The organism is Kitasatospora sp. NPDC052868 (genome assembly GCF_044547105.1).
Lineage (GTDB): Bacteria > Actinomycetota > Actinomycetes > Streptomycetales > Streptomycetaceae > Kitasatospora.
Genome location: NZ_JBITZW010000003.1, coordinates 439,996 through 452,936, shown reverse-complemented (window position 1 = coordinate 452,936; position 12,941 = coordinate 439,996). Strand labels below are relative to the sequence as shown.

The window sequence follows — 12,941 nt, the reverse complement described above, 5'->3', positions numbered from 1 at the left end:
CGCGCACAGGAAGTCGGCCTGACCGACTTCCTGTGCATAGGTGGCGCGTTCCGCGCTGCGGGAACCAGCCGATGGGCACGCCACAGGCCCTGAGGCCGAGGCCGGTCCTGCCAGAGCCGACCGGTACCGTGGCCTCATGGCCATCGACCACACGCACAACTCCCGCCCGCCGAGCGGCAATACGCTCCTTCACGACACCTCGCGACCCTTCGCCGAGCGGCTCGGCGGGCTGGTCCGAGCCTGGGCGGAGTCCGGCCGGGAAACGGACTGGCTGGTGAGCGGCCACGCCTTCTTCGCCCTCTGGTGCTGGCACCTGGCGGACGCCCGCCGCGCCCAGCAGTACGACGAGGAGACGGCCGCGTACGTCCGCAGCGCTCACGAGGCGATCGGCGGTGCGCCCGGCTGGAACGCCCTGCTCCGCCAACGGGGCTTCTGCTCCTGCCACGGCGACCAGTGGCGGCTGGAGAACATCTCGGTCTGCCTCGGCTGCATGCGCCACCTCTGCTACCAGCTCGACGGCCCCTGCCCCTGCGGCCGCGCGGCGGAGATCGTCGGCTGAGCCCGGGCGCGCCCGCCACGCCCGCCGGGAAATAGTAGCCATGGATATAGTAGCCATGTACTCTATCTGCCATGAGCAAGGGTTCACCGGGTCCCACCCCCGGCTTCCTGGTGTGGCGACTCGCCAACAAGTGGCGCGTCGCCGTCGATCGCGCGCTGGCCCCGCTGGGCCTCACCCACGCGCAGTACTCACTGGTCGCCTCGCTGCACGGCATGCAGCGCACCGGCGAGCGGCCCAGCCAACGCCGGCTCGCCGACCACACCGGCATGGAGGCGCTGTACGTCTCGAAGCTGGCGCGGGCGCTGGAGTCGGCCGGCCTGATCGAGCGCACCCGCGACCCCCGCGACCCGCGCGCCGTGCAGCTCGCCCTCACCGAGCAGGGCCGGACCGTCACACGGCAGGCCGTCGCGGCGGTCCAGGAGCTGCTCGAACAGCTGACGGAGCCGCTCGGCGGCCTGGACGCCCCGCGGACGCACGCCTTCACCGACGAGCTGACGGCCCTGCTCGACGTACCTCTCGCTCCATCCCTACCGACCGACGAGAGCACTCAGGGGAGTACACCGTGACCACCAGCACCGCACTCACCAGCACCACACCCCTCGCCGACGCCCGCGCGCTCGGCCTGGCCCACTACGCCGCCCGCGGCGTCCTGGAGCACGTCCTGGCCCGGCACGGCCTCACCTTCCAGGAGCAGGTCACCCTGCGCGCCGCCATCACCGCCGACGCCCCGCAGACGCCGGACGGTCTCGTCGCCCGGGTCCAGGCCTCCCTCAAGGCCGATCCGGCCGACCTCCACGCCACCCTCGACGGTCTGCTGGCCAAGGAGCTGCTCGTCGCGGACGGCGCGAGCCTGCACCCCACGGACGCCGGGCGCGAGCTGCTCGCCGCCGTCGGCGCGGAGACGGCACCAGTCTCCGCCCGCATCTGGGGCGGGATATCCGAGGAGGACCTGGCCGCCGCCGGCCGCGTCCTCGCCCTGGTCACCGAGCGCGCCGACGCGGAGCTCGCGGCACTGACCGCCTGATCACCCGACCGCCTGACCGGCCACCTGTCTGCCCGCCGGGAACACGGGAGTAGGAAGTCGGACGGGCCGACTTCCTACTCCCCGGAGTTCTTCGGGGCCACCCAGATCTCGCCGGGCTGCGGGCGGTCGGCCGGGACGGGTTCGCCGAAGCCGCTGAGGGTGAAGGTGCCGGACGGCTCGCGGCCGGAGGAGTCGAACTCCACCTTCAGGGGGTACGGAGTGCCCTCAGCCGCCACCGAGACCTTGGCGATCCCGGACAGCCCCGCCGAACGCAGGACGATCACCGGCGTCCCGCCGACCTCGCCGGTCGCGCTCCGGGTGACCTTGAGGGTCTTCGTGGTGGGCGACTCGCTGCGGATCAGGTCGGCGACGAACTGGGCGGAGCACCGCGCGCGCCACTCCTTCAGCACGGCCTCGCCGTCCGGCTGCCACTTCGACATCAGGGCGAACACCTCCTCCCGGTCCTCGGGAGGGGTGTGGCTCCTGGTGTCCGAGTCGTACTCCAGCCACTCCCGGTCCGGGTGCGACCAGCCCTCCTCGCCCACCTTGCGGAAGAGGAAGGAGCCGTGCTCGACCCTGGACTCCCCGACGCAGTTGCCCTGCTGGTCGAAGGAGACGCGGTAGCCCGGGTTCGCCGTCCGGCTCGGCTGCTCGGCGAGCAGCGTCACCGAGGGGGAGCCGAGCAGCGCCTCCCGGGCCTTCTTGGCGAGTTCCAGCGCCACGGCGTCCTCGCTGGGCGAGGCCGTGATGCTCGGGACTGCCGGGACTTCCGGGGGTGGACTCTTCTCCGCGGCACCGCACGCCGCCAGTGCCACCATCGCCACGGCGGCCAGACCGGCCGACAGGACTCCCGAAGTCCGCACGCTTCCACCCCTGTTCGATCCGGAGTCTTCACTGTCCCATACGGGGAATGGAGCGGCCGACGGGTGTCTACAGCTTCAGCTGGAACCAGACGGTCTTGCCGATGTAGCCGTCACCTCGGAGGTGGGCGCCCCAGGAGTCGGCGAGGGCGGTGACGAGTTCGAGCCCGCGGCCGCTCTCGTCGTCGGGGGTGGACCGGCGGGGTAGGGGGAGGTCCTCGCTGGCGTCGGTGACCTCGACCCGGAGGAGGGCCGAGTCGAGGACCAGGCAGCGGACCCCGATGAGGCGGTCCCGCGGGGCGCGGGCGTGACGGCAGGCGTTGGTGACCAGTTCGCTGAGGAGGAGCATCGCGATCTCGGTGGCCTCGTCGGGGACTTGCCACAGGAAGGCCTGCCGAAGCAGCTGGACGCGGGCCCGGCCGGCACTGCGGGGGTGGCTGGGGAACATCCACTCGATGTCGACAGGCTGAGTGATCATCAGGGTCCTTGGAGGCATGGAGTCTTGCGGCGTCACTCACAGGGGCGGAGTTCGGCCAATTCACGTTCCAAGAGTCGACATCCGGGCATAGCCTCGGGAGTTGCAACCGAGGTACAGCGGCGAAGTGTCTCGCCTGCCGACCAGCACGGGAACGGGGGTCCGGGGATGAGCGCGCCCGCGCAGCAGCCGATGGCTTGGAAGTACTGCGGCGATCAGATCAAGCGCTGGCGCGATCAAGCCGGTGTAACGAGGGAGGAGTTGAGCAAGGCTGCGAGCTACGACATCGAGAGCGTCCGCTCGATGGAGGCGGGCCGGAGGAAGCCCTCACTCAAGCTTCTCGCGGTGGCGGACGAACTGTGCCACGCACGAGGGATGCTGCTCGGAGCTCAAGATTTCCTGAAGCCGGAGAAGTTCCCGTCCTACTCGCGGGGCTACACGCAGGCCGAAACTGAGGCCATTGCGATCCACACCTACGAGGCGCTACTCATCCCTGGCCTGCTCCAGACCGAGGAGTACGCCAGAGAGCTGATGAGCAGCTCCTACCCTCCGCTCGACGACGAGACGATCGAAGCGCGTGTTGCCAGTCGGCTTCAGAGGCAGGAGCGGCTCAGGAAGTCCCCCACCACCCTCTTCGGGTTCGTCATCTATGAAGCCGCGTTCCGAGCCGTCGTAGGCGATGCAGGCGTCATGAAACGCCAGCTCAAGCACCTACTCGAGGTAGGCCGACTCCGCAACGTCTCGATCCAGGCGCTGCCGCTCAATCGCTCGGCTCGCGCAGCTTTGGATGGGCCCATCATCCTGCTGGAGAGCCCTGACCACGAGCAGCTCGCATACGTCGAGGGGCAAAACTCGGGGATCCTCTACGCCGACGCAGAACGGGTCAATGTTCTTACTCAGCGCCATGGCATGATCCGCATGCAGGCCTTCAGTGTTGAGGAGTCTGAAGCGTTCATCAGAGGGATGGCGGAGGAGCTATGAGCAACAGGCTCGAATGGTTCAAGTCCAGCTACAGCAACAGCGAAGGCGGCGCCTGCGTCGAGGTCGCCGCCTCCCCTCACTCCGTCCACGTCCGGGACTCCAAGGACAAGGCCGGGCCGCAGCTCTCCTTCTCCCCCGCCGCTTGGGGCGACTTCCTCGCCTTCGCGGCCGAAGCTCAGGTGTCGGCGGCCGAGTGACCTCCTAGTGGAATGGGTGGGTAACCACCTCCCACCCACCCAAGTACCGCTACTGCCAGCATGTATGACTAATCGCCACTGTTGGCCACCATACGTTCCCGACGTGTAGCGTGCGCACCAACGAATCAACCCCCGCCGGTGCGCCAACACCGAACGGGGGTTTGACCAGCACGATCGATGGGACTCGATCCTGTGGCTACCCACGACTTTAGCGTTCCCGCGCCCGCCATGGCCTCGTCCGGCTACGGAAAGCGCTCCGCGCCGGGTGAATCCGCCCGTAGCGCCGAGGACTTCGCACACCTGCCCGTCCGCGAGGCGTACCTGGCGAGCCTCATCGACCACCTGCCCGAAGGGGCGGCGATGGACACCAAGACGCTCGCCGCGCACCAGCCCCTCTACGGGCAGCAGGCCGTCCGGACGGCGCTGAACAGCCTCTCCGCCGCCGGGCACCTGCGCCGCATCCGCGAGCGGGTCGGCGCCGACCGCACCCAGTGGGTGTTCCGCACCTACTTCTCCCGCACGTCCCGCACCGACGGCTGGTGGGCCCACTTCCTCGCGACCGGCGAGGCCGGCGCCCCGGACGCGCCCGCCGAGGTTCACCCGGACGAGCGCCCGGCCCCGGAGCCGCCCCGCTCGCCCGCCTACGCCGCCCTCGCCGGGCTCGGCCTCGCCGACGCCCGCCTCCCGCTCTCGGCCGCCGACTGCGCCGCCCTGGAGCCGCTCGCCGCCCAGTGGCTGGCGCGCGGCACCACCCCGGACCTCTTCACGGCGGCCCTCGCCTCGGGGCTCCCGCCCTCGGTCCACAGCCCGGCCAGCTTCGTCCGGCGCCGGCTGGTCGACAAGATGCCCCCGGAACGCGCCTGGTCCCCCGCCCCGGCCCCCACCGGCCGGGTCATGGAGTGCACCGCCTGCCGCACCCCGGGGCGCCCGACAGCCCTCCTCGGCGGCATCTGCCGGGCCTGCCGCACGGGCGCCACCACCACACCCCCACCCCAAGCCCGCCTCGCCCCGGCGGCGGTCCGTACACACGCCGCCCGCATTCGGGCTGGACTGATCACCAGCCGATCATGAATATTCACAGGCGACGGCGTTAACCTATGCAAAATCCAAAGGTGAACTAGGTTACAAACCTTGCAATCAAAGCCACCCGGTTTGCCCACATGCTGAGATCCGTGCAATAGTCGAGGAAGTCCAAGGGCGGGCGCCGACAAATCCCGCCGCGGACACCCAGAACTACGGCTGGCCCGACCTGGCGCAGCCGTCGACCATCGCACGGCACGCACCCCCTTGGCCGGCGCGATGACTTGCACGGGCCCCCACGCACCGGACCACGGTGACATCGGGGGCCCTGCGTGTTTTCCGGACCAGGCCGAAACGGGCCGGACCAGCCCGGGCCTCAGTGCCGCTCGCGGACCTTCAGCTCGAACCAGACGCCCTTGCCCCGCGGCAGCAGGTCCGCGCCCCAGCGGTCGGCCAGGTCGTCGACGACCTTCAGCCCCCGACCGAACTCGTTGATCGGCAGCGGCTCGGCGAGGATCAGACAGGGCAGCGCCCGCGAGGAGTCCCGCACCTCGACCCGCAGCCAGCCCGGTTTGCGCGTCACCTCAAGCCCGATCGTCCGCCCGGCCGCGTGCCGCACCGCGTTGGCGACCAGCTCGCTGGTGAGCAGTTCGCCCACCTCCAGCTGCTGGTGCAGATCCCACGACTCCAGCACCGAGAGCACCAGTCGGCGGGCCACCGGGCCGGACTCCGGCCGGGACGGCAGCCGGACCTCGCCCGGCTCGTCCTGGTCGCACAACTTGCCGTAGTACATCTGCTCCAGCTCCTTGGAGCTGCGCCCTTCCAGCGTCGCGAGCGCGTCTTGGAAGCACATCCAGGACGCGTCGGCGACCAAGCTGGACCCAGGAAGTGATGACTGATCTGTTTCGCCCCAACCCGCCATGCGGACCATCATTGCGGAACGCAAGCGGCCGCGTACGGACAATGAGCAAACGATCACCACCCGTTCGGCATATGCCGGACGCAACCCGGGTCCACGAACCGTCAAGCCCGGGTTGCCGCCGACCGCCTCCTACCAGGCGCTCCAGCCCAGGTTCCAGCCGCTCAGCCCGTTGTCCGGCTCGACCTGGCCGCGCGAGGAATTCTGCACCTTCACGACGTCCCCGATGAGCGAGCCGTCGTAGAAGGTGCCCGCGGAGGTCGAACCGCCGCCGCCCTTCACGTCCTTGAGGCCGACGCAGCCGTGGCTGACGTTGTCCTCGCCGAAGGCGTTGCTCCAGTAGTTGCCGTGTACGTACGTCCCGGAGGTGGTCAGCCGCATCGAGTGCGGCACCTGGAGGTCGTACGGCGCGCCGGTCATCCCGGGCATGCTGCTGGACTGCATCCGCACCACGCCCTCCTTGGACATCACGACCATGGTGCCGTTCCAGGTCGGGTGCTCGGGCGAGCCGGAGGTGATGTCGATGACGGAGGTCTGGCCGGAGGTGACCACCGTCATCTCGTGCGTCTTGGCGTCAACCGTCGAGACCTGCGATCGCCCGATCGTGAAGGGCTCGTCCCGCTCCACTCCCCCGTACACGCCCGGGGCGATCTCCACGTTCTTCAGCCGGTAGTGCATGGTGACCTTGGTGCCCGGCGCCCAGTACGCCTCGGGGCGGAAGTCCAGCCGGCGGTCGCCGAACCAGTGGCCCTTCACCACCGTCCCGTTGTCGGTCTCGAAGGTGATGCCCTTGGCGACCGCCTCCTTGTTCTTGACGTCCTTGTCGAAGTCCACCGAGACGATCATGCCGACGCCGTAGGTGGCGTTGTCGGTGATGTTGTCGCTCGCCTTCGCCTCGCGCTCCGGCGTCAGCGTGGTGAAGCTGCTGTCCGCCGCGGCGACCACGCCGCCGGCGTCCGTCGCCATCGCGCTCACCTGGTAGGCGGTGCCGACCGCGAGGGGCCCGGACGGGGTCCAGCTGCCGCCGTCGGCCGCGATCGCCCCGGGGATCTCCTTGCCGGTCCTGTCGCTGACCTTGACCGTGGTGAGCCTGCCGCCCGCCACCGCGACCTTCAGCGCGCCGTTCGGCGCCACGTCCACCGAGCCGGCCTTCGGCTGGATGTCCAGCACCGCCTGCGAGGTCTTCGGCGCCGCGCTCGACGCCGCGGCCGGGGCCTGCGCGGACCCGGTGGCACCCGCGGACGCGGTCGACGCGGCCCCCGCGGTCGCGCCACCCCCGAGCTCCGCCTTGGCCGCGCTGCCACCGCCCCCGCCGCTACCGCCGCAGGCGCTGGTCAGCACCATCACGCCGCCCAGCACACCGACGGCCATCACCCTGCGTATCGACTTCACGTCGACTTCCTCCCTTGATCCCGCCCCTGGCCCAATGGGCTCGACAGATACACGCGGGGGCCAGCGAAAAGGTTGCGCCATTCAGGTGGCGATTACCCCGGGAACCACGACCGGCCCGACCCCAACGAGTGAGGATCGGGCCGGTCGTCATCGAACCGGGACTACCGGTGGCTACCGCCGGGTAGGGGTAACCGGTTCGGCTACCAGTTCGCCCAGGCGACGTTCCAGCCGCTGAGCCCGTTGTCGGGCGCGACCGTCTTCTCCTTGGAGTTCACGACCTTGACCACGTCGCCGATCATCGAGTCGTTGAAGAACTTGCCCGCGACCGAGGCGTCGCTGCCGTCCTTGGTGTCCTGCATCGAGATGCAGCCGTGGCTGGCGTTGGTCTTGCCGAACGGGTTCGCCCAGTAGTTTCCGTGCACGAAGGTGCCGGAGTTGGTCAGGCGCATTGCGTGCGGCACGTCCGGGATGTCGTACTCGCCACCGAGACCGACGGTCTGCGAGTTCATCCGGGTGACCTTCTCCTTGCTGGAGATCACCATCACGCCGTTCCAGGACGGGTTCTTCTCGTCGCCGAGGGTCACCGGCACGGTGTGCGGCTGGCCGTCCCGGACCACCGTCATCGTGTGGGCCGCGGAGTCGGCGGTGGAGACCTGCGAGCGGCCGACGGTGAACGGCTCGTCCTTGTCCACGTCGCCGTAGACGCCCGGCGAGACCTCGACGTTCTTCAGTCGGTACTTGATGACGACCTTGGTGCCCGGCTTCCAGTACTCGGCCGGACGGAAGTCCAGCCGCCTGGCGCCGAACCAGTGGCCCTTCACCTCGGTGCCGTCGCTGGTCTCGAAGGTGATGCCCTTCGCGACGGCCTCCTTGTTCTTGACGTCCTTGTTGAAGGCCACCGAGACGATCATGCCGACGCCGTAGGTGGCGTTGTCGGTGATGTTGTCGTTGGTGGAGATCTTCTTGTCCGGCGTCAGCGTGGTGAACGAGGTGGTCGACGCGGCCACCAGGCCGTCGGCGTCCTTGGCCTGCGCGTTCACCTTGTACGCCATGCCCACGGCCAGCGCGGCGTTGGGCTTCCAGCCGGAGCCGTCCGCGGCGATCGCGCCCTCGACCGGCTTGCCCTCCTTGTCGGTCACCTCGACCGCGGTGAGCTTGCCGTTCGCCACCGAGACGTTCAGCGCGTTGGTCGGCGCGACGTCCTGGGCGCCGTCCTTCGGCTCGACCGACAGCACGGCGGCCGAGGTCTTCGGCGCCGCCGAGGTCTGCCCGCCCGCCGGGGCGCCGGAGGCGCCCGCCGTCGCGGCCGCCTCGTTGGAGCCGCCCCCGTTGCCGTCGCCGCCCTTGTCGTCCCCGCAGGCCGCGGTGAGCAGCAGCACCCCGCCCATCATCAGCGCCATCGCACCGCGGCGCATACGACGGTTGGTGGTACGTATCGCGGCGTCGGCCGCCCTAACCTGCTTCACGGTCTCTCCCCTCCCGGTGTCCACCCTGATGGACGCGCGGATACCCGGACGGGTTGCACCCCGGCCGTGATCTTTCACGCCGGGCTTGCGGCGCGGCAAGCAGGATAACTGGGCCGAATGAGTGAACCCCGGGGGGAGGGCGGTGAACCAGGTGTGGAACCAGGGTGAAGATCTACCCGGCCGACGGCGGACTCAGGGCCGCCGGGCCCGGCCGGTCAGTGCTCCAGCGCGCTCCCGGCCCGCCACTGCTCCCAGGGCAGGTTCCAGCCGTTGAGCCCGTTGCTCGGCGGGACGAAGTCCCCCGTCGAGGCCTTCACCTCGATCACGTCCCCGGGGACGGTGTGCTCGAAGAGCCAGCCCGCCGGGCTGTCCTTGCTGGTGCCGCCCTTGGCGTCGGCCAGGCCGATGCAGCCGTGGCTGGTGTTGGCGGTGCCGAAGACCCGCGGGTCGGCCCAGTAGTTGCCGTGGACGAAGGTGCCGGAATTGGTCAGCCGCATCGCGTGCGGGACGTCCTTGATGTCGTACTCGTCGCCCATCCCGACGGTCTGCGAGTTCATCCGGGTGACCTTGTACTTCTCCGACACCACCAGGACGCCGCGGTAGGTGGTGTGCTTGGGATCACCCCCGGACACCTTGAGCACCTTCACCGCCTTGCCGCCCGCGCCCTGCCGGACGGTGAGCGTGTGGGCGTCCAGGTCCGCCGTGGAGACCTGGGCCCGGCCGATGGTGAAGCGGACGTCCTTCGACTGGGTGCCGAACTCGCCCGGCGCCCCCTGCACGTCCTTCAGTCGCAGCGCCACCGCGACCTTGGTGCCGGCCGCCCAGTACGCCTTCGGCCGGAAGTCCAGCCGCTGGTTGCCGAACCAGTGCGCGGCCACCTCGACGGCCGGCTCGGCCGTCACCGCCACCGCCCGCTCCACCGCCGCGCGGTCGGTGATCGGCCGGCTGAAGCGCAGCGAGACCGGCATGCCGACGCCGACCGTGGAGCCGTCCTCCGGGGTGAAGAAGGCCACGAAGGTGTGTGCCCGGGCGACGGTCGAGAACGCCGAGTGCTGTGCCGCCTTCTGGCCCTGCTCGTCCTCGGCCACCGCGTCCAGGGTGTAGGCGGTGCCCAGCGGGAGCGGGCCGTCCGGCGTCCACGAGGCGCCGTCCTGGCTGATCGTCCCGGCCACCTCGGTGCCCTTGGCGTCGGCCAGCCGGACGGAGACCAGTCGGCCCGGCGCCGCCGTGACCCGCACCGGGCCCTCCGGCGGGACGTCCTGCGCGCCGTCCGCGGGCAGGGCGCTGATCGCCGCCCGGGAGACGGGCGGCGGCGCGGCCAGGCCCGGCGGGGCCGCATCACCGCCGCCCGAGGGGGCACTCCCGCCGGTGCAACCCGTCAGCACGGCCAGGCACAAGCCCAGCGCCGCCGTCCGCCGTGCCCAAACCCGTTGTCGGGGCCGCATCCCGGGGCCTCCCGCCGTTTCCGTCCGATACCCCGCTAACGAGGGCAATCACGACAGGACACGCAGAACGCTCACACCCACGGCCGAACGCCCGAAGCCGAACCCGACCGCCGTCCGACCGCCGCCCCCGGCCGCCATCCGCCGGTAAGCCACCGTTCAGCGGCTTCCGATCAGCAGGATCAGGGAAAGAAAGGTGGGCGGGGTCCGGGACACTCCGCCCAGGGAGGGTGCGGCCATGGCGTCAGGGCAGGAGCTGGAAGCCGGTGCGCGGCGGCTCGACGGCGGGCCCCGTGCCGAACCGCCACCCTGGCCCGGCAGCTGGCAGCCGCTCGGCGCCCGCTTCCGCACCGACGCGCAGGGCCGCCAGGGCACCAACTTCGCGCTCTGGGCGGCCGGCGCCGAGGCCGTCGACCTCTGCCTCTTCGACGAGGACGGCCGGGAGAGCAGACACCGGCTCACCGAGCAGGACTTCCAGACCTGGCACGGCTTCCTGCCCGGCGTCGGGCCGGGCACCCGGTACGGCTACCGGGTCCACGGCCGCTGGGACCCGTGGACCGGCGCCCGGTGGAACCCGGCCAAACTGCTGCTCGACCCCTACGCCCGGGCCGTCGACGGCTGCTACACCGCCCACGACGCCGTCTGCGGCTCCGTCCGCAACTGGCCCGAGGCCGATGTCGCCGACACCGTCCGGGACAACCGCGACTCGTCCCGCCACGTGCCCCGGTCCGTGGTCGTCCACGACGACGACGACTGGTACGACGACCACCGCCCGAAGACCCCGTGGGCCGAGACCGTGCTGTACGAACTGCACGTCCGCGGCTTCACCATGCGCCACCCCGGCGTCCCGCCCGAGCTGCGCGGCACCTACGCCGGACTGGCCCACCCCGCCGCGCTCGAACACCTCACCGGCCTCGGCGTCACCGCCGTCGAGCTGCTGCCCGTCCACCAGTACGCCAGCGAGGACCACCTCCAGGCCCGCGGGCTGGTCAACTACTGGGGCTACAACACCGTCGGCTACTTCGCCCCGCACGCCGGCTACTCCTCCTCCGGCAGCCGCGGCGGCCAGGTCGGCGAGTTCAAGCGGATGGTCCGCGCCCTGCACTCGGCCGGGATCGAGGTGATCCTCGACGTCGTCTACAACCACACCGCCGAGGGCGCCGAACTCGGGCCCACCCTCTCGCTGCGCGGCATCGACAACGCCGGCTACTACCGCCTCCCGCTGCACCGCCCGCGCGGCTACGCCGACTACACCGGCTGCGGCAACACCCTGGACACCCGCCGCCCGCACGTGGTCCGGCTGATCACCGACTCGCTGCGGTACTGGATCACCGAGATGGGCGTGGACGGCTTCCGCTTCGACCTCGCCGCCGCCCTCGCCCGCGGCGGCGACGGCGTGGACATGGACCACCCCTTCCTCGCCGCCGTCTCCCAGGACCCGCTGCTGAGCCGGGTCAAGCTGATCGCCGAGCCCTGGGACGTCGGCCCGGGCGGCTACCAGGTCGGCGGCTTCCCGCCGTTGTGGGCCGAGTGGAACGACAAGTACCGCGACACCGTCCGGGACTTCTGGCGCGGCGCCCGCCCGGACGTCCGCGAACTCGGCTACCGGCTCTCCGGTTCCTCCGACCTCTACCAGCGCGGCGGGCGACGCCCGTACGCCTCCGTCAACTTCATCACCGCCCACGACGGCTTCACCCTGCGCGACCTCGTCTCCTACAACCGCAAGCACAACGAGGCCAACGGCGAGGCCAACCGGGACGGCACCGACGACAACCGCTCCTGGAACCACGGCACGGAGGGGGAGAGCCCCGACCCGGCGGTCCAAGGCCTGCGCCGGCGCCAACTGCGCAATCTGCTGGCCACCCTGCTGCTCTCCACCGGCGTGCCGATGATCACCGCGGGGGACGAGTTCGGCCGCACCCAGGGCGGCAACAACAACGCCTACTGCCAGGACAACGAGGTGAGTTGGCTCGACTGGTCGCTGCTGGACGACGCGGGCTGGCGCCATCTTCGCGATCTCACCGCCCGACTGGTCCGACTGCGCCGCACCCACCCGGTGCTGCGCCAGCGGGCGTTCTTCTCCGGCCGGGCCCCCGCGCCGGGCGGCCAGCCCGACCTGGCCTGGTTCACCCCGCTCGGCAAGGAGATGACGGAGGCCGACTGGTTCTCCCCCACCGCCTGCCTGGGGATGCTGCTCTCCGGCGCCGCGATGTCCGAACGCGACGAGGAAGGGCGCCAGTTGACCGACGAGAGCTTTCTGCTGCTGCTCAACGCCGGCCCCGGCGAGCCCGCGTTCACGCTGCCCGGCGAGCCCTGGGCCGCGCCGGACGCGATGTACCGGACGGTGGTGGACACCGCCTCGGACGCCCTGGACGACGACGCCGCCGCCGACCCCCCGAGCTACCGCCCGCAGGAGGCCGTGGTGCTGGGCGCCCGCTCACTGCACCTGCTGCGCACCCCCGCCCCACACTGAACCCCCGCCCCACACTGAACCGCGGACCTGCCAACCCCTTCACCCGCACCGGCCCCACCGAACGTCCGCGTGCGGAGGAGCCTTCGCCGCACCCGCCGCCGCCGGTGGCCGGTTCTCGCCGACAGGTCCGAAA

At 70.9% G+C, this 12,941-nt stretch carries 13 protein-coding genes; 7 read left to right on the top strand and 6 right to left on the bottom strand.

The window, feature by feature from the left end:
- Window positions 1-136 precede the first annotated feature (136 nt).
- The 3 genes from ACIGZJ_RS08375 to ACIGZJ_RS08365 all read left to right on the top strand — a co-directional run bounded on the left by ACIGZJ_RS08375 (window position 137) and on the right by ACIGZJ_RS08365 (window position 1,583).
- Window positions 137-559, top strand: coding sequence for a hypothetical protein (locus ACIGZJ_RS08375; RefSeq protein WP_396456507.1), 423 nt, complete (start codon window positions 137-139; stop codon window positions 557-559).
- 71 nt (window positions 560-630) lie between these two features.
- Complete coding sequence (locus ACIGZJ_RS08370; protein WP_396456506.1) at window positions 631-1,125, top strand: MarR family winged helix-turn-helix transcriptional regulator; 495 nt, start codon at window positions 631-633, stop codon at window positions 1,123-1,125.
- Complete coding sequence (locus ACIGZJ_RS08365) at window positions 1,122-1,583, top strand: MarR family transcriptional regulator (protein WP_396456505.1); 462 nt, start codon at window positions 1,122-1,124, stop codon at window positions 1,581-1,583. Before ACIGZJ_RS08370 ends, ACIGZJ_RS08365 begins: the two co-directional genes overlap by 4 nt.
- Window positions 1,584-1,657: 74 nt before the next feature.
- On the opposite strand, the gene ACIGZJ_RS08360 is transcribed toward ACIGZJ_RS08365, so the two are convergent.
- On the bottom strand, window positions 1,658-2,446 hold the full coding sequence (locus ACIGZJ_RS08360) for a hypothetical protein (protein WP_396456504.1): 789 nt from the start codon (window positions 2,444-2,446) through the stop codon (window positions 1,658-1,660).
- Window positions 2,447-2,513: 67 nt separating this feature from the next.
- Window positions 2,514-2,921: an ATP-binding protein gene (locus ACIGZJ_RS08355; protein ID WP_396456503.1), complete on the bottom strand. Its 408-nt coding sequence runs from the start codon at window positions 2,919-2,921 to the stop codon at window positions 2,514-2,516.
- A gap of 165 nt (window positions 2,922-3,086) precedes the next feature.
- Here ACIGZJ_RS08355 and ACIGZJ_RS08350 point away from each other — a divergent pair, with 165 nt between their 5' ends.
- The 3 genes from ACIGZJ_RS08350 (at window position 3,087) to ACIGZJ_RS08340 (ending at window position 5,167) form a co-directional block, all read left to right on the top strand.
- Window positions 3,087-3,899 (top strand): helix-turn-helix transcriptional regulator, encoded by an 813-nt coding sequence (locus ACIGZJ_RS08350; RefSeq protein ID WP_396456502.1) that lies wholly within the window; start codon window positions 3,087-3,089, stop codon window positions 3,897-3,899.
- Entirely contained in the window at window positions 3,896-4,096 is a 201-nt protein-coding gene (locus ACIGZJ_RS08345; RefSeq protein ID WP_396456501.1) for a DUF397 domain-containing protein, read from the top strand. The genes ACIGZJ_RS08350 and ACIGZJ_RS08345 overlap by 4 nt, the downstream gene beginning before the upstream one ends.
- Before the next feature lie 228 nt (window positions 4,097-4,324).
- Complete coding sequence (locus tag ACIGZJ_RS08340; RefSeq protein WP_396456500.1) at window positions 4,325-5,167, top strand: hypothetical protein; 843 nt, start codon at window positions 4,325-4,327, stop codon at window positions 5,165-5,167.
- A gap of 325 nt (window positions 5,168-5,492) precedes the next feature.
- Here the strand turns inward: ACIGZJ_RS08340 and ACIGZJ_RS08335 are convergent, their stop codons facing one another.
- The 4 genes from ACIGZJ_RS08335 to ACIGZJ_RS08320 form a co-directional block, all read right to left on the bottom strand.
- Window positions 5,493-5,969: an ATP-binding protein gene (locus ACIGZJ_RS08335; protein ID WP_392929378.1), complete on the bottom strand. Its 477-nt coding sequence runs from the start codon at window positions 5,967-5,969 to the stop codon at window positions 5,493-5,495.
- Window positions 5,970-6,167: 198 nt separating this feature from the next.
- Window positions 6,168-7,427, bottom strand: coding sequence for an Ig-like domain-containing protein (locus tag ACIGZJ_RS08330; protein WP_396456499.1), 1,260 nt, complete (start codon window positions 7,425-7,427; stop codon window positions 6,168-6,170).
- A 200-nt stretch (window positions 7,428-7,627) separates the two neighbouring features.
- Window positions 7,628-8,893, bottom strand: a complete 1,266-nt coding sequence (locus tag ACIGZJ_RS08325) for an Ig-like domain-containing protein (protein ID WP_396456498.1) — start codon at window positions 8,891-8,893, stop codon at window positions 7,628-7,630.
- Window positions 8,894-9,108: 215 nt separating this feature from the next.
- Window positions 9,109-10,338 (bottom strand): Ig-like domain-containing protein, encoded by a 1,230-nt coding sequence (locus ACIGZJ_RS08320; RefSeq protein WP_396456497.1) that lies wholly within the window; start codon window positions 10,336-10,338, stop codon window positions 9,109-9,111.
- Window positions 10,339-10,573: 235 nt separating this feature from the next.
- Here ACIGZJ_RS08320 and glgX point away from each other — a divergent pair, with 235 nt between their 5' ends.
- Window positions 10,574-12,808: a glycogen debranching protein GlgX gene (gene glgX, locus ACIGZJ_RS08315; protein WP_396456496.1), complete on the top strand. Its 2,235-nt coding sequence runs from the start codon at window positions 10,574-10,576 to the stop codon at window positions 12,806-12,808.
- Window positions 12,809-12,941: the final 133 nt, after the last annotated feature.